This is a genomic window from Paramicrobacterium salitolerans (assembly GCF_051513965.1).
In the GTDB taxonomy this organism is placed as follows: Bacteria; Actinomycetota; Actinomycetes; order Actinomycetales; family Microbacteriaceae; genus Paramicrobacterium.
On record NZ_CP195847.1, the window covers coordinates 2,743,458 to 2,762,330 of the forward strand.

At 64.2% G+C, this 18,873-nt stretch carries 16 protein-coding genes and 1 pseudogene; 5 read left to right on the plus strand and 12 right to left on the minus strand.

The window, feature by feature from the left end; translation table 11 throughout:
* The first annotated feature begins 5 nt into the window (after nucleotides 1–5).
* Together ACSAGD_RS13235 and ACSAGD_RS13240 are read left to right on the plus strand one after the other, a co-directional pair.
* Nucleotides 6–1,022 (plus strand): proline racemase family protein, encoded by a 1,017-nt coding sequence (locus ACSAGD_RS13235; protein WP_437583233.1) that lies wholly within the window; start codon nucleotides 6–8, stop codon nucleotides 1,020–1,022.
* Between the two features lie 151 nt (nucleotides 1,023–1,173).
* Nucleotides 1,174–2,091: an ornithine cyclodeaminase family protein gene (locus ACSAGD_RS13240; protein ID WP_437583234.1), complete on the plus strand. Its 918-nt coding sequence runs from the start codon at nucleotides 1,174–1,176 to the stop codon at nucleotides 2,089–2,091.
* Nucleotides 2,092–2,201: 110 nt separating this feature from the next.
* On the opposite strand, the gene ACSAGD_RS13245 is transcribed toward ACSAGD_RS13240, so the two are convergent.
* A complete protein-coding gene (locus tag ACSAGD_RS13245) occupies nucleotides 2,202–3,251 on the minus strand; it encodes a LacI family DNA-binding transcriptional regulator (protein ID WP_437583235.1) in 1,050 nt (349 codons plus the stop codon).
* A 185-nt stretch (nucleotides 3,252–3,436) separates the two neighbouring features.
* Here ACSAGD_RS13245 and ACSAGD_RS13250 point away from each other — a divergent pair, with 185 nt between their 5' ends.
* Nucleotides 3,437–5,617 carry a DUF1349 domain-containing protein gene (locus tag ACSAGD_RS13250; protein ID WP_437583236.1) on the plus strand — a complete coding sequence of 727 codons (2,181 nt, stop codon included), beginning with the start codon at nucleotides 3,437–3,439 and terminating at the stop codon, nucleotides 5,615–5,617.
* A 275-nt stretch (nucleotides 5,618–5,892) separates the two neighbouring features.
* On the opposite strand, the gene ACSAGD_RS13255 is transcribed toward ACSAGD_RS13250, so the two are convergent.
* The 7 genes from ACSAGD_RS13255 to ACSAGD_RS13285 form a co-directional block, all read right to left on the minus strand.
* Entirely contained in the window at nucleotides 5,893–6,654 is a 762-nt protein-coding gene (locus ACSAGD_RS13255; RefSeq protein WP_437583238.1) for a DUF222 domain-containing protein, read from the minus strand.
* Nucleotides 6,624–7,418, minus strand: coding sequence for a DUF222 domain-containing protein (locus ACSAGD_RS13260; RefSeq protein ID WP_437583239.1), 795 nt, complete (start codon nucleotides 7,416–7,418; stop codon nucleotides 6,624–6,626). Before ACSAGD_RS13260 ends, ACSAGD_RS13255 begins: the two co-directional genes overlap by 31 nt.
* 166 nt (nucleotides 7,419–7,584) lie before the next feature.
* A complete protein-coding gene (locus ACSAGD_RS13265; protein ID WP_437583240.1) occupies nucleotides 7,585–8,508 on the minus strand; it encodes a carbohydrate ABC transporter permease in 924 nt (307 codons plus the stop codon).
* Nucleotides 8,498–9,451: a carbohydrate ABC transporter permease gene (locus ACSAGD_RS13270; RefSeq protein ID WP_437583241.1), complete on the minus strand. Its 954-nt coding sequence runs from the start codon at nucleotides 9,449–9,451 to the stop codon at nucleotides 8,498–8,500. Before ACSAGD_RS13270 ends, ACSAGD_RS13265 begins: the two co-directional genes overlap by 11 nt.
* 6 nt (nucleotides 9,452–9,457) lie before the next feature.
* Entirely contained in the window at nucleotides 9,458–10,765 is a 1,308-nt protein-coding gene (locus ACSAGD_RS13275; protein WP_437583242.1) for an ABC transporter substrate-binding protein, read from the minus strand.
* Between the two features lie 36 nt (nucleotides 10,766–10,801).
* Nucleotides 10,802–12,427 carry an FAD-dependent oxidoreductase gene (locus ACSAGD_RS13280; RefSeq protein ID WP_437583243.1) on the minus strand — a complete coding sequence of 542 codons (1,626 nt, stop codon included), beginning with the start codon at nucleotides 12,425–12,427 and terminating at the stop codon, nucleotides 10,802–10,804.
* Nucleotides 12,414–13,532 carry a LacI family DNA-binding transcriptional regulator gene (locus ACSAGD_RS13285; protein WP_437583244.1) on the minus strand — a complete coding sequence of 373 codons (1,119 nt, stop codon included), beginning with the start codon at nucleotides 13,530–13,532 and terminating at the stop codon, nucleotides 12,414–12,416. Before ACSAGD_RS13285 ends, ACSAGD_RS13280 begins: the two co-directional genes overlap by 14 nt.
* A 453-nt stretch (nucleotides 13,533–13,985) precedes the next feature.
* Between ACSAGD_RS13285 and ACSAGD_RS13290 the strand changes: the two genes are divergently transcribed.
* Both ACSAGD_RS13290 and ACSAGD_RS13295 read left to right on the plus strand, forming a co-directional pair.
* Nucleotides 13,986–16,040 (plus strand): bifunctional metallophosphatase/5'-nucleotidase, encoded by a 2,055-nt coding sequence (locus ACSAGD_RS13290; protein WP_437583245.1) that lies wholly within the window; start codon nucleotides 13,986–13,988, stop codon nucleotides 16,038–16,040.
* Between the two features lie 138 nt (nucleotides 16,041–16,178).
* Nucleotides 16,179–16,553: a VOC family protein gene (locus tag ACSAGD_RS13295; protein WP_437583246.1), complete on the plus strand. Its 375-nt coding sequence runs from the start codon at nucleotides 16,179–16,181 to the stop codon at nucleotides 16,551–16,553.
* A gap of 9 nt (nucleotides 16,554–16,562) precedes the next feature.
* Here ACSAGD_RS13295 and ACSAGD_RS13300 read toward each other — a convergent pair whose 3' ends face one another.
* From ACSAGD_RS13300 to ACSAGD_RS13315, 4 genes and pseudogenes are all read right to left on the minus strand, one after another.
* Nucleotides 16,563–17,798: a multidrug effflux MFS transporter gene (locus tag ACSAGD_RS13300; RefSeq protein WP_437583247.1), complete on the minus strand. Its 1,236-nt coding sequence runs from the start codon at nucleotides 17,796–17,798 to the stop codon at nucleotides 16,563–16,565.
* A 190-nt stretch (nucleotides 17,799–17,988) separates the two neighbouring features.
* Nucleotides 17,989–18,195, minus strand: coding sequence for an SRPBCC family protein (locus ACSAGD_RS13305; protein WP_437585213.1), 207 nt, complete (start codon nucleotides 18,193–18,195; stop codon nucleotides 17,989–17,991).
* A gap of 37 nt (nucleotides 18,196–18,232) precedes the next feature.
* A pseudogene (locus tag ACSAGD_RS13310) lies at nucleotides 18,233–18,508 on the minus strand (SRPBCC family protein); the annotation flags it as partial.
* Nucleotides 18,417–18,785 (minus strand): ArsR/SmtB family transcription factor, encoded by a 369-nt coding sequence (locus ACSAGD_RS13315; RefSeq protein WP_437583248.1) that lies wholly within the window; start codon nucleotides 18,783–18,785, stop codon nucleotides 18,417–18,419. The gene ACSAGD_RS13315 and the pseudogene ACSAGD_RS13310, both read right to left, overlap by 92 nt.
* Nucleotides 18,786–18,873 lie beyond the last annotated feature (88 nt).

An 18,873-nucleotide genomic window follows, 5' to 3' on the forward strand; every position in this document is an offset into this window, starting at 1 on the left:
TAAGCATGGATGCCGTCACCACCACCGACTATCACACGGCTGGAGAGCCGTTTCGCATCGTGGCCTTCGGGTTCGCCGAGACCTCGCCGCTCGTCGCGCCTGGCCTCACGGTTGCGGAGCGACGCGTCCGTGCGATGACGGACCCGGACGTCGACGGCCTCCGGCGCTTCCTCTGCCTCGAGCCGCGCGGGCACGCCGACATGTACGGCGGCTTCATCACGCCACCCGATGACGACGGGGCGCACTTCGGAGTGCTGTTCTGGCACAAGGACGGCTTCTCCACCGCATGCGGGCACGGAACGATCGCGCTCGGGGTCTGGGCGATCGAGTCCGGTCTGGTCGCGGCATCCGAGTCGGGAATCACCGACGTGATCATCGACGTGCCCTCCGGCAGGGTCACCGCTCGAGTCCACACGGATGCCCGGGTGCCCCTGGTCGACTTCGTGAGCGTTCCGAGCTACGTGCTCGCGACCGCGGTTCCGGTCAGCACGGCGCTCGGAGATGTGACCGTCGACGTGTCGTACGGCGGTGCGATCTATGCGCAGCTTGACGCGGCATCCGTCGGTCTCACCGTCGAGCCGAAGCACATCGAGAAGCTGACGGCGGTCGGCCGCGAGATCAAGTGGGCGCTCGACGATGCGTCGGTGGCGAAGCATCCCTCTGACGATCGCCTGAGCGGAATCTACGGAACCATCATCTACGAGACCCTGGATGCCAAGCCCGGCACAGTCGCGCAGCGCAACGTGACTGTCTTCGCCGATGGCCAGGTCGATCGCTCGCCCTGCGGGTCCGGCACGGCTGCGCGCATCGCCACGCTCGCGGAGGCCGGGAAGCTTCGTGACGAGACGCTCGAACACGGCTCGATCGTCGGGTCGACGTTCGTCGGGCGCATCCTCTCGCGCGCTCGCGTGGAGGGCCGAGACGGCGTTGTTCCGCTGGTGACGGGCACCGCCTTCCGCACCGGCGAGAGCACGTTCACCGCCAATCCCCACGACACTCTGATCCCCTTTGCGCTGCGGTAGCTGGCCGCGCACCCCACCCGCAGTTCATCAGGTAGGAGATGAAGCACTCGGAAGGACGTTTTCTGCGATCGCATCCTTCTGAATGACACCTCTCCTACTCTGCGCCCACACGAACACGCACACCCACACGTGCACAGAAAGTGAGATTCTCATGCATGACCTGACGTATGTCGACGCCGACACGGTTCGCAAGACTCTGAGCCCGGATGCCGCGGTCGAGGCGATCCGCGAGACGCTTCGCGGCTTCGATCCGGCGGACGACATTCCGCGGCAGCTGCTGCCGATTCCGGGCGGCGAGCTGCTGGTGATGCCCTCGGCCACCGAGCAGGCGACGGGCATCAAGGTGCTCACCGTGGGGCCGGACGACCCGGGGCGCACGGTGCCGCGCATTCAGGGGCAGTATCTGCTGTTCGACCCCGAGACGCTGTCGCCGCGGATGATGCTCGACGGCATCGCGCTGACGTCGCTGCGCACTCCCGCGGTATCGTTCGCGCCCGTTGCCCCGCTGCTGACGGCGAGCGCTGAGCCGCTGAACGTCGTCATCGTCGGCACGGGTGCGCAGGGCGTCGCCCACGAAGCCACGCTGCGCGCTGTACTGGGCGACGTGCGCGAGGCCACGGTGACGTACGTCAGCCGCACGCAGCCGGAGTGGTGCGAGAACTGGGCGCAGACGGGTTCCGCCGAGGCACGCGACGCTCTTGCGGCATCCGGTCTCATTGTCTGCGCGAGCACCGCGAAGACGCCCGTGCTCGATAACGAATGGGTGAAACCGGATGCCGTCGTGATCGCGCTCGGCTCGCACGACCCTGCGGAACGCGAACTGCCGAGCGACCTCATGCGTCGGTCGCAGATCGTCGTGGAAGAGGTCGACACCGCGTACCGCAGCGGCGGTGACATCGTGATGGCGGCGGAAGAGGGCGCGATCACTCGCGACGACCTCATCCCGATGCGCGCCGTGATTCGTAGCGAACGCGAGCTGCGCCGTGACGCGCCCGTCGTGGTGAAGACGACGGGGATGTCGTGGGAAGACCTCGCGCTCGCCACGGCGATTGCGACCCTCCTCGGCTGAGGCCCGCGCGGGCGCCTCCACCTCAGGCCGTCGCGCTCGCGTGAGGCGCTCCGGGCAAGAGTGACAACGGCGCGAGGCCGCGCGTGGCACACTCGAGCATCGCCATGCAGTCAGGCTCTTGCGGTGCGCGGGCCTGACAGCGTTGTACCCGTCTCGAGAGCGCAGGGCAAGAGCTTCCTCGTCTCGACAGACTCGTCTGCCTCGCCCCGCACGATCCGAGCGAGCAGGCGCACAGCCTCGGCGCCGAGCGCCACACGTGGTGCCACGAGTCGCGTCACGTCGCGTACATCTTCACCTCGGCGAGCCTGTTCACCCAGCGCCACGATCGAGATGTCCCGCGGCACAGCTCGGCCGTGTGGTTCGAGTTCGCGCACGAGTCGATGGGCAGCGACGGGATCCTCAACGAAGACAACTGTCGCATCGGCCGCGTCAATGTTATGCACAAGCGACGCGGAGTCGCTCGGCACACGGGTCACGACCCGGGCTGTCACTCCATGGCGGTGTGCTGCCTCGGTGAAGCCCGCGAGACGATCACGTGTTGACTCTGCCTCGAACGGAAGGCAAACGTAGAGAAACTGCTCGTGGCCCAGTGCCACGGCACGGTCAACGAGTTCACTGACCGCACGCGCATAGTCCGCGCCGACATAGGGAACGCGTTCATCGCCGTCCCGGCGCCCCACTGCGACAAACGGATACTCCAGCTCGACGAGGCGCGCAAGCTCACCGGCATCCATCTGACGCCCCAGCAGTACACAGCCGTCGGCCAGCCGAAGCCGACTCCCCTCGCGCAGCAGCCGTCGGGGGCCTTCGCGTGTGCGTGAACTGGTGAACATGAGCAGGTCGGCACCCAGTTCTTCCGCCGCCGACTCGACACCCGTGAGCAGCGGCGCATAGAAGTCAGACGTCTCGGCAGGAAAGGCCGACTCGTAGGTGAACACTCCGAGAATATTGTTTGCCTTACCGGCGAGAATGCGCGCGGCCGGATCTGCCGCATAGTTCGTGTCGCGCAACACGTCGAGAACGCGCTGCCGCGTGCCGTCTGAGAGCCGCGTCGTCGTGTCAGTGCGGCCGCTCAGCACGAGAGACACGGCGGCCTGGCTCACTCCGGCGAGCTCAGCGATGCGGCGCTGAGTCATCCGGCGCGGGTGCGGTGACGTCACGTGGGGCTCCCTTCTGACGCAGCGATCCTCTCGGTCGCGCGCGTGGATCGCACAGCACTCGCGCACGCACATCGTCCGCCTCGAAATGATGCTGATTATCCTAGCGACTTCTGATGTGATTATGCGTATCATCACGAATGCTATTCCCACACGTGGCGCCAGCGCTGGCGCCAGAAGGAGCATTCATGAGCATTCGACAACGTTTGGCCGCCATCGCGGTGGCCACGGCCCTCATCGTCACGGGGTTCGCGACGACAACCGTTCCCTCAGCGACGGCCACGGTGCCCGAAGACGAGAATCCGCTTCCCGTCTTCACGCTTGACGGGCCCATCATCGACAAAGACAACGTCGACACGTGGAACCCGGGGCACGAATTCATCTTCCCGTCCGTGTTCCACGCGAGCGAGTATCTCGATGAGCCCCTGGCCGAGTGGTACATCTACTACGCGCCCCACGATGCGCCGGGCGGCATCAACCTGATGTACTCCGATTCACTCGACGGGCCGTGGACGCAGTACGAGGCCAACCCGCTTATTCGCAAGACCTGGGGCGACTACTACGACGTGTCGCACGTGTCGGCTCCGGATGCCGTCTGGAATGACCAGACTGGTGAGCTCTTCCTCTACTTTCACGGAGAGAACACGACAGACCGGTATGCGACCTCAACTGACGGTGTGACGTTTGACTACGGCGGGGTTGTGATGACGACGGAGCAGTTTGGTCAGGATGCCACGGAGACGTCGTACAACCGCATCTTCGAGAATCCGTTTCCCGAGAACGGGTGGGAGTACGCCATGTTCTTCATGGTGAATGACACCACGAACGTTCGCCGCATTGGCCTGGCGTATTCGCACGACATGGTGAAGTGGGAGCCACAGCCCGGCTGGGTCGTTGAGCCCGGGGTGGCCGAAGGAACAAACGTCGCCGGGCCGGAGATCTGGCAGTGGCAGGGCACGACCTACGTACTCTACGGCTCAAGCACGGGGACGATCTTCGCGAAGCAGCTTGACAGCTCACTCCACTCGTTCGGCGAGTCGCTTCCGCTGTACGTTCCTGGCGCCACTCCGCCTCAAGATGGTCGTGCGAGTTCGCCGCAAATCATCACCGTCGGAGACAAGACCCACATGATCTTCGAGATCGGCGGTCGCAGCGGCACAACGATCGCACACGCAACGCTGGATCCTGACGGCATCCGCGACCCGCTGAACACTCGCCCCGAAGACCCGATGTATGAGAAGTGCGTGGGTGCCGGAAGCGACGACTTCGATGGCGCGTCACTGGGCTCCGACTGGAGCGTTGTTCGTGACGACGTAGATCGCTATTCGGTCGCCGATGGTGCGCTGAATATGTCGTCGTCTCCGACGTCTGTCGATGGGGCAACGCTGCCACAACGCGCCGTCTCAGCCGATGAGGCGTGGGAGGTCACGACGAAACTGACCTACAACCCCGCCGAGAAGTATCAGCAGGCGGGGCTCATGCTCTATCGCGACGACCTCAATAACGCGAAGCTGACCTGGGGTTACGCGAAGGGTGGCCAGCGCATCGACCTCGTGTGGAAGAACAATGGGAAAGATCGCTTCGACGGCTGGGCGTGGGAAGACTCGCTGTTTCCGCCCGCCGATATGGGTGACACCATCTGGCTGCGCTTGACGAGTGACAGCGACTGGATCACGGCCGCTGCCTCGACAGACGGGCAGACGTTCACGACAGTGGGGCGTCCCATCGCAGCAGAAGATCTGAGCGCGACGGCTATCGGGCCCACTGCATACCGAGGCGCTACGGGGGCGCCTGACACCATCGCGTCGTTCGACTGGTTCCGTTTCACACCGACGGGTGCGGAGCTCGACGCGTGCAGCGGCGCGGGGAGCGACCCTGGTGACGATCAGGGAGACGACAACGGCCAGGGTGACGATGACCAGCAGGGCGACGACCAGGGTGACGATGATCAGCAGGGCGACGGCCAGCAGGGCGACGACGAGTCACCCGCTGCCCTGAGAGCGTCGGTGGCGCACGGCACGCTCAAGCCGGGCGCAACGCAGGTGGTGAGCGCGACGGGCTTCGGGCCGGGGGAAGTCGTCACAGGAACGATGCACTCGACTCCGCTGGATCTCGGAACCCAGACGGCGGATGCTGACGGGGAAGTCACCTTCAGGTGGACGATACCCGCAGACACCGATGCAGGGGTGCACACCGCGGTGCTGTCAGGCGAGACATCGGGCGAGGTCACGGCGGAGTTCCGCGTGACAGGTAAGGTGCTGGCATCCACGGGTGCCGATGTGGCGCCGTGGCTCTGGGGTAGTGCGTTGCTGCTTCTCCTGGGAGCTGGAGTGCTCACTGCCGGGCGGCTGCGCAGAAGGGTCGAGTAACGGTAGGCGGCACGTGTGGTGCACCGTATTCCTTCGAGGAACGCGGTGCACCACTCTCGTACGCGGAGCCGCGGCTCGCGTCAGCTGAGCCCCCAGATGACTCCGCACGTCATGTGCGGCTCGGTGAATCGACGGTGAATTCCGAGATCCACTGCGCGTGGGGCCTACCAGACCCCGAGTATTAGAGTTCTACAAGTGTGACGATGTCGGCGCACTCCGAGTAGCGCTTCAAGCTGGTGTGCTTGTGCGTTTCGGGTGTCGGAGCCGCCGCGGTCTTACGATCGCGGCACGGTATGTCGTTCGGATGCCGGTGGGTCGCCGTCATCGTCGTGAATCTGGCTGTCAGACGCAGTGCTCCCGCCGCTGGACGCGCTCGTCCTGTCGCTGGGCGTGCTCGTGCCGTTCATGGGTTCGCGGCGTCCGAGGTAGTCGCGGGTGATGAACCAGTCTGGTGGGGTCAGTTTCGGGTGGCCGTTGTCATCGCGGGTGAGGGTCCATTCGCCGTGCTCGACCAGTCGATGATGCCACCAACAGATAAGCACCCCGTTGGGGAGGTCGGTGGTGCCGCCGTTCTCCCAGCCCAGAACATGGTGCGCTTCACACAGCCAGGCGGGAATCGGGCAGTCGGGGATGACGCAAGTGCTGCCGTCGCGGGCGATCATGGCCAGGCGCTGCTTCGGGGTGAAGAACCGTTCCGTGCGTCCGAGATTCAACACCTCACCGTGAGCGTCAATGTCGACGTTGTTGGTGTCGCCGTCGCACTGCATCTGTTTCACAAACGACACCGGTAACGGTGCCGGGGAGCCTGGCGACCAGGCAGCACCCGTCCCAGTGTTCAGGTTGCGTTCATCGACGGTGACCAGCACCGTCGGTCCGCGGCCGTGGAGTTTCGGGGTGCTGTCGTGTTTCCCCACTCCGGCGATGATCGCCGTGAACACATCAGCACGCTCCTGCGGCCTGGACCGGGGCTCGGGCTCCTGCCCCCGATCAGCCAACTCGTCAGCGTTCATGAACGTCGGCGAAGTTCTTGTCGACATGTAGGCGTCGAACACGGGGTGATCTGCACGGCCTGCTCCGGAGACAACGTGCCGGCGATCTTCAAGGACCCGTCGTCCAGGTGACGGAACACCAGCTTCCGTGCCTCGTGCAGTTCCTCCGCCGACGGGGCCACACCATCCGGGTCCATCACCGACACGAACAACCGGGCCTGCCGCCGCAGTGTCTCCGCACTGACGGGGGCCTTCCCGAACGCACCGGTCGCATTCCCGAGGAGTTTTTCTTCGGCCCAATCGAGATTCTCCGGCGCCACCCGCGCCCGGACTGGCCCCAACAACGAGGTGACAACCTCAGCAACGTCTAAACCGATTCTGCCGTCATGAAGATGCTCAGCCGTCTTCGCAAAAATCGGGTCCAAGGGCAGACCGGTGTCAGACACCCGCGGCGCCGCGTCTTCCGCAACGCGTGCGTATCGGTACGCGGTCGAGTTCTTCACCCCCGTCACCTTCTCAAACAGGACAGCCGGGCTCCGCGACCCGTGACGAGCCGCAAGACCAGTGAAGCCAGCATCCACATCAGACCGCCGGGCAATATCACCAACATTGGCGACCTGCTGGCCCTCCACAACGCGCGTGATATTCCCGAGCAGCCCCGTATAAGTGAGCAGCTCATCAGAGGAGAGCGTCGCCGGGTCGATATGGGTGAGTTCGGCAGCATCCGCGAGAAGCTTTTCAGCAGCACGCACCGCGACAGCATCCGCCCCCTCATTCGGGTCGAAGCCTTGTGCTGCCGTCTCGTTTCGCATACCCACATTATCGTGGGAGCCACTGACATTCCCGACACCAAAACAGCCGATCACACACCCATTGTGGATAACTCACCAAAGTTTCTACCTGTGGACGGATAGTCAGCGAAGCCACAAGTGCGCCGTATGCCAGGCGAGGCAACGGCGCACTTGTGGTGACGTCGCGTCAGCCTTTCAGACCCGTTTGCGCGAGACCCTGCACGAACTGCTTCTGCGCGACAAGGAACACAGCCAACACGGGAAGCACAGTCAGCGTCGTCGCCGCCAGCTGAACGTTCCACATCGGGCCGCCATACGCATCGACATACTGGGTCAGAGCCTGCGGCAGAGTGAACATATTCTTACTCGACAGATACACGATCGGCTCGAGGTAGAGGTTCCACGACTTCAAGAACGTGAAGATCGCCACCGCGGCGAGCGCCGACCTCGAAAGCGGGAATGCGATGCGCCAGAAGATGCCCCAGCGCCCCAACCCATCCATGCGCCCAGCCTCTTCAAGCTCGCCAGGCAGCCCCAGAAAGAACTGCCGCATGATGAAGACGGCGAGCACAGCCGGCGCCCCGAAGATCGGAATCACGATCAAAGGCCAGTGGGTATTGATGAGCCCCAGCTCGTTGACGAACCGAAAGAGAGGCACAATCGTCACTTCTGACGGCACAAGCAAGCCGACAAGCACGATCAGGAACAGGATGTTGACGCCGGGGAATCGCATGCGCGCGAACGCATACCCGGCCATCGCCGCGAAGAGCATCGTTCCGATCGTGACGATCGCCGCGATGTATAAGCTGTTCCAGTACTGCTGCGCAAAAGGCTGGAGCCGAAACACCTCCCCGTATGCATCGAAGCTCGGGTCTGTCGGCCACAGCGTCGGCACCTTCGCGAGAATTTCGCTCATCGGCTTCAGGCTCGACGTCGCCATCCACAGGGTCGGAAAGATGAAGGGGATGCTGATAACAGCCAGCACCACAACGAGCGCCGCCCTGCCCCAGCGGCGCTTGCGCTTGAGCGCGCCGGAGTGCCCGGGTTTCGCCGCCGTTGGCTGTCGCTTCCCGCGCACGCTCTGCTGCGCCACGTCGGTCTCAGTTTTCATTGAAGACCCACCTCTTTCGGGTCTGCCATTGGAGCAGGGTCAGAATCAGCACGATGATGAACAGCAGCACCGAGACGGCACTGGCATAGCCGAAGTCGTTGAACTGGAACGCCTGCTGGTAGAGGTAGTAGACGAGCACTGTCGTCGAGTTGCCTGGGCCGCCCTGCGTCAGAACGTCGATCTGGGCGAACACTTCGAGGGAACCCACGATCGTGAGGATTGACACGAGAAGGATCGTGGGGCTGATCATCGGCACGGTAATCGACCAGAAGCGACGCCAGGCGCGCGCGCCGTCAATGCGCGCTGCTTCCATCAGCTCTTCTGGAACGCCTTGCAGCGCAGCGAGGAAGAGGATCATGTTCATGCCGACGTTCTTGAACACCTGCACGACAATTACGGCGAGCATGGCAGTGAAGTCGCCACGCAGCCAGTTCGGCCCCTGGATGCCCAGGAGATCGAGGAAGCCGTTGATGCCGCCGTCCGCCTGCAGCAGAAAGCTCCACACGATCGTCCAGGCAACGAGGGAGACCACAACAGGCGAGAAGAAGAACGTGCGAAATGTGGTGGTGCCTGGAAGCTTCTGATTGAGCATCACGGCGAGGAACAGGGCCAGCGTGATGTTCAGAACAACGAGACCGATCGAGAACCAGAGGCTGGCAAGCAGCGAATCGTGCAGGCCCTCGTCTGACAGCATCCTCTCGTAATTCTCACCACCGGCGAAAGTGAACGTGTTGGCGAGCACGTTCCAGTCGTGAAGCGAATACCAGAACACCGTGACGAGCGGCACGATAACGAAGGCGAGCGAGCCCAGCACGACGGGGGCGACCATCGTGTACCCGACGATCCAGTCGCCGCGCGTTGCCGCGGAGCGACGGGGGCCCGTGCTGCGCCCTCGCCGCTTCGCGGTGTCGCCCGCCAGCACTGCGGCGGTGGTGGTGGCCATGCTGCGTCAGCCCTCCAGCAGCGGCTCGATCGCCGAGCAGGTGTCGCTGAGCACTGACTCGACATCGGCATCCGCCGTCCACAAATCATCGAGCTGCTGTCGCACGGCGTCTTGCAGCTTGGCGAAGTTCTTGTGCGTTGGCTTCGTCGTTGCATCTTTGATGCCCTCGACGACGACGTTCTGCAGCTGCTCTTCGCTGAGCTTCGGGTTTGCTTCCGCCAGTGTCTCGGCGTTCAACAACGACTCGCGCGGCGGCGGGAAGTACGTCGCGAGCTTCTCTGCGTTCTCTGGGTTCGTGAAGTACGCGAGGAAGTCGGCGGCGATGGTCGGATGCTGCGCATTGGCGAAGACGCCGATACCTGCCTGACCGATCACGTTCTGCTGGCCCTCAGGCCCGGCGGGGAGCGGCAGAAGATCCCAGCCGAATGAGTCGTCGAGCGATGACGCGCGGCTGATTTGCGTGATCGTCATCGCGGCATCGCCGGCGAAGAAGTCGGCTGTCGTTCCGGGCTTCGGCATGGCGCCTTGCTTGAAGATCGCGTCGTGGATCCACGACATGAGGTCGGTCATCGCCGGGTCGGCGAATGTGCAGGTCTGGCCGTCTGCGTTCCAGGGAGCGGCATCCCAGCCACCCCAGACCGATGCGAGAACTTCCCATGCCGTGAAATCAAAATCGCGAACGACGAGGCCTTCCTTGCCCGAGGTCTCGGCGGCCGCGGCAGACATGTCGCGCGCTTCGTCAAACGTCCAGTCGCCCGACGCAACGAGATCTGCCGGGTTCGGCTGCCCGGCCGCTTCGAGCTGGTCGGTATTGACGAACATCGCGAACGGGCTGTTCGAGAACGGGTACGCGTAGAGCCCATCATCCTTCTGCCACAGCTCGAGAGACGAGTCCATCAGGTCGTCGTAGTTGTACCCATCTGTGTCTTTCAGCGTCGGAGCGATGTCTGTCAGCGCACCGCTGGCGACGAATTCCGGAGCGTACGACTCGAGAATCCAGGCCAGATCCGGGGCATTGTCACCGGCAAGCTGCGTGGTGAGCGTCGTCGTGTAGTCCTCAAATGGGATGGGCTCGAATGTCACAGACGACACAAGGTCGGGGTTCTCTTCGACGTAGGCGTCGGCGATCTCCTGAAAGAGCGCCAGCTGTGCTTCATCTGCCGTCCAGACCGTCATACGCAGATCGACGGGACCATCCGCCGACTCCGCATCGGTGCCGGAGCCACTGCATCCCGACAGGGCAAGCGCAGTGGCGACGATGCCAGCGCTGACCGCGAGGGGAACGCGCCGTCGGTGCGAGCGCGGGTTGCTCATGATCTCTCCTTCTCTTGGTGTGGTGCTTTATGGGGGTCAATAGGGGTACGTGCGGCCCTCAGGCCAGCGCCGCTCGACGCCAGCCGCGTCGAGCTCTGCCTGGTACTGCTGCAACCGCGAAGGGTCAGCGTGCACGCCGTGCGGTGTGGTCTTCTGATCGAGGCAGTACGCTGCGAGGTGCCCTGCTGCTTCACCGATGTTCCATTCGACCGGGTGCAGCCGATAGCAGCCGTTGGTGATGTGCGTTGTGCCGATGTTCTTGTTGGCGGCAAGCAGGTTCGTCGTACGCTGCGGAATGAGCGCACCGAGCGGAATCTCGAAGGGCGTGGACGCCACGTCGATGTACGTGTCACCTCCCGTCGACGGATGCAGATCGATGCGGTACATGCCGACTCCGACCGAGTCGGCATACTGCGTCGCGCCCGCGTCACCGCGCACCGCATACGACACATCGTTCTCGGTAATCGTCGTCAGCGCACGAATGCGCCGCGATTCACGGTGATACGGAGCCTGCGCAAGGCCATCACTCGACCCCATGACATCGGGGCGCAGACGCAGCCCAGGGAACCCCGTTCCGCCGTCAGCGCGTGGTGCCTCCGTCTGCATCCAATACAGCATCGAAAGACTCAGTTCGCGCGCTTTGGCGTAGTGCTCAAGCTCAACTTCGCGCGGCGCATCGAGAACAGGCGCAACGAAGTAGTCGATGCTTGGCCAGTTCACCAGGCAGATGTCGCTGGAATAGAAGCCCGGTTCGAAGAGGTCGCGAGCGGCGATGCGGCGAAAGTACCAGAGGTTCTTGTCCCCTGCGTTGCGCGACTGGTCGGCATCGACCGCGAGCGCGTCATCCCCCGGGTTCGGCTCGAAAGCGCGGGTGTCGATCTCGAGTGTGCGCGGGTTCGGCGCTGTCCACGACAGCATCCTGTTCCCCTGCCATGCCTCGGGCGCGTATTCACGCCAGAAGTCGTAGTTCTCGGGGCGCTCGATCGTGTGGTCGCCCTCGACATGCTCGACAGCGAAGCAGACGCTGAGCGCTTGCACGTTGTCGGGCTGTGCGTGATCGGGAGCACTCGGCTCACCCGTGTCAGCGCGAGATTCGAATCCCGTGACATACGCCGTGCCGGTAAGCGGAAGCAATTCACCGGTCTCCGTGGCATCGATCACGTAGTCGGCGTGCACGGTGATGCTCGGCTCGCCGATCTCGGAGTCGAGCGTGACGGAGGTGACGCGGTCGCCGTCCGTTGCCGCGTCGACGGGGCGCATCCGCTCAAGCAGACGAATGCTGCCGTTCGAACGATACGGGGCGAGCATCTCTTCGAGCACGCCGACGGCGATCTTCGGCTCATGGCACAGCTTCGACACCCACCCGGCACCGGGGTTCAGTTCATGCTTGGCGCGGGCACTCGCCGTCAGCGGGTAACGACGGCGATACACATCCCGGATGCCGTCACGCAGCGCGCGGTAGCGGGCGGTGATGCCGAATGACTCCACCCACGGATGCTCGTCCGGCGGCACAGCCTGCGCGGTGAGCTGCCCGCCGATCCACGGGTATTCCTCGGTCAGTACCACTCTCGCTCCGCGGTCGGCGGCGGCAAGCGCCGCGGCGACGCCGCCGAGGCCTGCCCCGACGATGAGGATCTCGGTCGAGAATTCACGCGTTGTCACGAATTGTTCCTTCTGGTGTGGTGGTGGTCGCTGGAGCGACGGCGAGGGTTTCGCCGTCTAGATCAGGGCAGTCGAGCATCTGGTGAAAGTCGGCTTCGTCGAGAACGGGCGGGTTGGGCATTCTGCCTTCGGGAGCTCGGGTTTCCGCCGACTCTTGGTCGACGATGCGCGAGAGCAGCACGAGGGCACGCGCACCCATTTCTTCACGCGGTACGACGAAACCTGACCAGGCCCGTCGGCTGCGGTGCTGAAGCTGGTTCGGCTGACCGAGCAGCAAAAGTGACACGCTGTGCGGCACGCGCATTCCGCGAGCCTCAAGCGCATCGGCGAGAGCATCCGAATCGATCTCAGGAGCGACCAGCATGGCGGTGAGGCGTCGCTCGGCGATCTCTTCCGCGCCCGCAGCGATGTCGTGCACATCGACGTACCTCAGAGGAAGACCGCGTGTGCGCATGGCACTGCGGTATCCCTCGAGTCGATCGAGTGTTGGCTGGTCTGCGCTCTGCTGGCCGGCGTAACCGATGCGCGTGTGCCCGAGTTCTGCGAGGCGCTCAACCTGACGCCGCGTCGCTGCGACGTAGTCGGCGCCGACATACGGCAGCCGTCGACCTTCGCTCTCACGTTTGCCGATGAAGACGAACGGGTAGCTGGTGTCGAGAAGGTGCTCGAGTTCGCCGCGGTCTTCCTGCTGGCCGAGAAGAAGGCAGCCGTCCGCGGCTCCGAGCCTCTGCCAGCCGTCGCGCGAGAGGCGCCGCCTGCCGTCGACGACGCGAGCCGATGTGAAGAGCAGCATGTCGACGCCGAGTTTCTCTGCCGCATGCTCGATACCGACGAGGAACGCGCCATAGAAGTCGTGCCCACCGCGCGGGAACGTCGTCTCATACGTGAAGACGCCGAGAATCTGATTGCGCCCGCCGGCGAGACGCTGCGCAATAGGGTTCGCGGCATATCCCGTAATGCGTATTGCCTCGAGAACTCTGCTGCGCGTCTCGTCAGAGATGCGAACGCCCGCTGGAAGATTGTCGTTGAGCACGAAGCTCACGGTCGACTGGCTGACCCCCGCCATGGCGGCGACGTCTGATTGGGTGAACCGGTGGCGCGGCATCGATCCTCCTTGATCGGCTCTTCGGGTGTCAGTGCATCAGAATCATGCCGGGGAGCTCCCGTCGAGGTCAAGATGATAATGCGCATTATTAGCGGATGCTGTCGCCGCGGCATCCGCTGTCATTTCGTGGTTTCGACGAAGGTAATTCGCATAATGCGCGGACCTGGGCAATACGCGTCCACAGAGTGCCGAACTGGCAGAACCCGCCCACAAAGTGCCGAGGCGAGGAGAATGTGCCGACACGAGGACTTTTTCCCCGAGAAGACTCCTCGTTTCAGCATTCTCTCCTCATCTCGGCATCCTGCACCCTCACAATCTGCCGAGTCGCGTTGAACGCCGTGCTCGAATGAGCAGGCATGAAAACGGCGTTTCGACGCTTCCAGGTCTTCCCCTGTTCACGATCCGCCGATAGTGTGACGGCACACAACTGCACATGGCCCCCGAAAGGACCACATGCCCTCCGCTCGCCACGCCGCCGTCGTCGTCAGCACCCTCGCCGTTCTCGGAACGGCACTCATCGCCCCCACCGCAGCCAACGCGGCAACGCCGCCGGGCGGAGTCGAGCTCACTTTGCTCGCCACCACCGACACGCACGGGCACGTGGCCGACTGGGACTACTTTCAGGATGCGCCATACCCCGAAGACGATTCGCTCGGGCTCTCCCGCGTCGCCACCGTCGTCGACGACGTGCGCGCTGAGAAGGGCGATGACTCCGTCGTCGTTCTCGACAACGGCGACGCGATTCAGGGCACGCCGCTCACGTACCTGTACGGCTTCGGCGATGAACGCGATGCCGTGCTCGACGACGCGGTCGAGCATCCGATGGCCCAGGCCTTCAATACGATCGGCTACGACGCCCAGGTCGTCGGCAACCACGAGTACAACTACGGCCTCGACCTTCTCGAGGCATACGACAACGACCTCGCGGCTCCCCTGCTCGGCGCCAACGTCATCGACACAGCGACCGGCGAGCCGTACCACGACCCCTACACCCTGATCGAGCGCGAGATCGACGGCGAGCAGGTGACGATCGGCGTCGTCGGGCTCGTCACCCCGGGCGTGCGCATCTGGGACAAGCAGAACGTGGGCGGCATCCTCGAATTTGAAGACATGGTCGAGGCGGCCCAGAAGTGGGTGCCCGTTGTCGACGAGCAGGCAGACGTCGTCGTCGTTCTCGCGCACACCGGGCAGGGGACGGTTCCGGATGCCGAGTACGACCCCGCCGACCTCAATGAAGACGTCGCGAACAACATCGCCTACCAGGTGCCCGGGATCGACGTGCTCGTCGCGGGCCACAGCCACCAAGATGAACCGCAGACGCTCATCACCAACACGGCGGGCGAGCAGACGCTCATCACGCAGCCGAACTACTGGGCGCGCAGCGTCAGCGAGGTGACGCTGAGCCTCGCGCCGACGGCCGACGGCTTCGAGGTGGACTGGTCAGACGAGTTCGCCCCGGTCGTCACCCCGCACTACGGCACAGACGGCACGCCTGAGAACCAGGCGGTGCTCGATGTCATCGCCGACAAGCACACGGCGACGATCGACTACGTCAACACCCCGGTCGCCGACTCGATCGAAGAGCTGCCCGCTGCAACGTCACGGTACGAAGACACGGCGATCATCGACTTCATCAACAACATCCAGCAAGAGACAGTGGATGCCGCTCTCGACGGAACCGAGTATGCCGATGTTCCGGTGATCTCACAGGCATCGCCGTTCTCGCGCACAGCGCTCTTCCCCGAGGGCGAGGTGACGATTCGCGACATCGCGGGTCTGTACATCTACGAGAACACGCTCGTCGGAGTGCAGATGACGGGTGCCGAGATCGCCGAGTACCTCGAGTATTCGGCGCGGTACTTCAATCAGGCCGAGCCGGGCGCCGAGTTCGACCCCGAGACCGGCACGAACGCCGTGTACCCGGACCGCCCCGACGGCGTGCCCGATTACAACTACGACGTGCTCTCTGGCCTGAGCTACACAATCGACATCTCGCAGCCGGTCGGCGAGCGCATCGTCGGCCTGTCGCACCCCGACGGCACCCCGGTTACCGACGACGACACCTTCGTGCTCGCCGTGAACAACTACCGGCAGAGCGGCGGCGGCGCCTTCCCGAACGTCGACGAGGCACCCGTCGTCTACGACGAACGTCTCGAGATTCGACAGCTGCTCATCACGTGGGCGAGCGAGCGCGGCACGATCGACCCGGCCGACTTCTTCGTCGAGAACTGGGAGCTCACGACCGATGCCGCCGATGAGACGCCGACCCCGACGCCCGAGCCAACCGAGCCGGGCGACGGCGGCGATGAGCCCGGCGACGCAGGCGAAGGCTCGGGCGATGATCCGGCGGCGGGCGGCGCTTCGGGTGACGACTCCAGAACGGATGCCGCGAGCGACCTCCCGGTGACGGGTGCCGATATCGCGTGGCCGCTGGGCCTTGCGGCGACGCTTCTGCTGCTCGGCGCGGGGCTCATCGCGATGCGCCGCTTCTCGCGCTCCCGCGGCTGACGCGGCCGAAGTGGCTCGGCGCGGGAGCACAGAGAGACGCATCCCGGCCGCGCGAAAGAGGACAGCTTCTGACCCAAACCGTTCGTACTGTTGACGAGCCACGGCACCGTGCCGTAGTCAGAACGAAAAGAGAAGCACATGCAACTTGCCGCAACACGCATCATCACAGACGACGTCTCTCGTCTTGTCACCTTCTACGAACGCGTCACCGGAGTCGAAGCGACGCGGCTGCACGAGCTGCTCGCCGAACTGCGCACCGAAACGGGAACTCTGGCGATCGCGAGCTCGGCGACAGTGCGGTTTCTGGGCGAAGGCTCGGCCGAAGCCGGAGCGAACAGATCGGTGATCATCGACATTCGCGTGGATGACGTCGACGCCGCCTACCCGGCGCTGCGCGACGTCGTCGACGAGTTCGTGAACGAACCCACGACGATGCCGTGGGGCAACCGCTCGCTGCTCTTCCGCGACCCAGATGGCAACCTCGTCAACGTCTTCACGCCGCCCGCCAGCTGACGGCGGCCTCTAGCGCACGACGTTGATCGGACGCGTCGTCAGGTCGTCGTTCTTGAAGCCGATGATGAAGACGGATGCCGCCAGCGAGACGATGTAGAACGCGAACATTCCGAAGCCCATGCTGAAGCCGTTGTCGGTTCCCGCGAGCCCTAACAGCGGGGCCGATACGGCAGCGCCGATCGTGCCGGCCGTGCCGATCATCGCGGCGGCGAGGCCGGCCCGCGGCGCGTGGTTAAACAGCCCCATCGCCTGATTGTTCGGAATGACCAGCTGCTGAAATCCGATGCACAGCCACGCGAAGATGGTGACTCCGACGAGCCCGAGAGACCCGGCGCTCACCATGATCAGCGCCGCAGATGTCATCGCGCCTACCAGCCCGATGATCTGCACCTTGTGCGGCATGAAGCGTCGCAGCAGCAAAGGGCTGAGCGGGTTCATCATCAGCATGACAACGGCGCCGACAGCGAGAATCGCCCCGTACACCTGCTCGGAGACCCCGTACCAGTCTTGCGCGACAAAGCTCAGGCCCGAGATATAGCAGAAGCTCGCTGCCATCATCGCCATCTGAGACAGGGCGGCGCCGACGAACATGCGGTCCGAGAACAAGGCTGCCGCGCCGGCGAACATGCGCGACTCGCGCAGCGGCACGCGCTCCGGCCGTGTTTCGGGCAGAAACAGCACGCCCAGCACGACGAGCAGTGCCGACATGATGCCCTGCGCAATGAAGATGCCGTGCCAATCGGTGCCCAGCAGAATCAGCGAGCCGATCAGCGGGGCGACGATCGGCGCCGACATCGACACCATCATGATCATCGAATAGCGAACGGATGCCGCTCGGCCGTGTGAGATATCGCGCACGATCGCCATGGCGATGCTCGGCGCGGCGGCCGAGCCCACGCCCTGCAGTGTGCGAAAGATGATGAGCAGAATGACGTTGCCCGCGAAGGCCGACGCGACCGAGAAGATCACGTGCACCGACAGCCCGATGATCAGCGGAATGCGTCGCCCTCGGGCATCCGAGAGCAACCCGAACAGAAGCGACCCGACGCCCATGCCGAGCAGCGACCCGGTCAGCGTGATCTGAATCGTCGCTTCGTTTGTCTCGAACTCGCGCGTGATCTCGGGCAGTGCCGGCAGGTACATGTCGACGGTCATGGGGCCAAGTGCCGCCATCACGCCGAGCAGAACGATGAGCCCGCGCTGGCGCCCGGCACGTTCTGCAGCTGAGCCGCAACGCACGTTCATACTCTCCCTCTGAGGTGAGGTCACAATCGTCGCGCTGCGGGTCGCTCACGGTGCAGGATGCTGGTTCCCGCTGCGTCGCGCACAACACGCTAAGCCTATCGCCGCGGAACGGGCGCTGCGTCGCGCGCTCACGCCAGCAGCGCTGTCGAGCCACCGTGCGAGAGAGCGGCCCGGCAGTCGCCCGCGAGTGTCAACCGAGGTAGTCCCCTTGAACGTCGAGCACACCGACCCAGCCGTCGTAGAAGAAGCCGTCGCCCGGCTGGCCCTCGACGCCGCGCAGAGCGAAGGTCTGTCGCGTCCCGCCGGCAACCGGCTCCAGTTCCACCGTGGCAATCGGCTGATCGTCTTGATCGGGGTGGCCCCACGTGAAGACGCCGCGTGAAGGGCTCGATCTCACGATAGACGCCGCCCGAGACGACCGAGTCGCCCGTTTCGTCGTTCCTCATCGCGTATTGGTAACGCCCACCGACTCGCAGGTCAACCGCCACCGAGTCACGAGGTGTGCTCGCCCCACGTGGGTGCCACCACTGGGCGATCGCGTCAGCATCCGTCCAGGCCTTCCACGCTTCTTCAGGCGTCGCCTCGAATGTGCGGACGATGGTGAACCCTGTGGTCATGTCAACCATGCTTCTCTCCATTTCGCGTGTCGTCGTTACGGCTTCGCGCCCGAGTGGCCCTGAGATGCTCATCAAGAAAGTCGAATCGCTCATTCCACTCGGCACGCTGCTGCTCGATCCAGGCGGCAGCTTCGTCCAGACTGGCCGCTTCGAGAGAGCAGTCGATCCACTGAGATCGTTTGTCTCTCGCCACAAGCCCGGCCTTCTCGAGCACAGAGACGTGCTGCGACACGGCGGGCCTGCTCATCGGATAGTTCGTGGCCAGCTCAGTGATGGTGAGCGGGCCCGACCGCAGCCTCGTAAGGATGTCGCGGCGCGTCGGGTCGGCGAGTGCGGCGAACGCCACGCTCAAACGATCCCGTGCTGACATGTAAGCAACTCCTTACCGTAAGGACTTGCTTACACCTTAGAGGGGAGGATGCCGTCGGTCAAGGAGCACCACGAGAAATCAGCAGTGC

Excerpts from the sequence above, each read along its gene's own strand:
- ACSAGD_RS13235 (WP_437583233.1), top strand. The coding sequence starts at position 6 with ATGGATGCCGTCACCACCACCGACTATCACACGGCTGGAGAGCCGTTT.
- ACSAGD_RS13240 (WP_437583234.1), top strand. The coding sequence starts at position 1,174 with ATGCATGACCTGACGTATGTCGACGCCGACACGGTTCGCAAGACTCTG.
- ACSAGD_RS13250 (WP_437583236.1), top strand. The coding sequence starts at position 3,437 with ATGAGCATTCGACAACGTTTGGCCGCCATCGCGGTGGCCACGGCCCTC.
- ACSAGD_RS13255 (WP_437583238.1), bottom strand. The coding sequence starts at position 6,654 with ATGTCGACAAGAACTTCGCCGACGTTCATGAACGCTGACGAGTTGGCT.
- ACSAGD_RS13260 (WP_437583239.1), bottom strand. The coding sequence starts at position 7,418 with ATGCGAAACGAGACGGCAGCACAAGGCTTCGACCCGAATGAGGGGGCG.
- ACSAGD_RS13265 (WP_437583240.1), bottom strand. The coding sequence starts at position 8,508 with ATGAAAACTGAGACCGACGTGGCGCAGCAGAGCGTGCGCGGGAAGCGA.
- ACSAGD_RS13270 (WP_437583241.1), bottom strand. The coding sequence starts at position 9,451 with ATGGCCACCACCACCGCCGCAGTGCTGGCGGGCGACACCGCGAAGCGG.
- ACSAGD_RS13275 (WP_437583242.1), bottom strand. The coding sequence starts at position 10,765 with ATGAGCAACCCGCGCTCGCACCGACGGCGCGTTCCCCTCGCGGTCAGC.
- ACSAGD_RS13285 (WP_437583244.1), bottom strand. The coding sequence starts at position 13,532 with ATGCCGCGCCACCGGTTCACCCAATCAGACGTCGCCGCCATGGCGGGG.
- ACSAGD_RS13290 (WP_437583245.1), top strand. The coding sequence starts at position 13,986 with ATGCCCTCCGCTCGCCACGCCGCCGTCGTCGTCAGCACCCTCGCCGTT.
- ACSAGD_RS13295 (WP_437583246.1), top strand. The coding sequence starts at position 16,179 with ATGCAACTTGCCGCAACACGCATCATCACAGACGACGTCTCTCGTCTT.
- ACSAGD_RS13300 (WP_437583247.1), bottom strand. The coding sequence starts at position 17,798 with ATGAACGTGCGTTGCGGCTCAGCTGCAGAACGTGCCGGGCGCCAGCGC.
- ACSAGD_RS13315 (WP_437583248.1), bottom strand. The coding sequence starts at position 18,785 with ATGTCAGCACGGGATCGTTTGAGCGTGGCGTTCGCCGCACTCGCCGAC.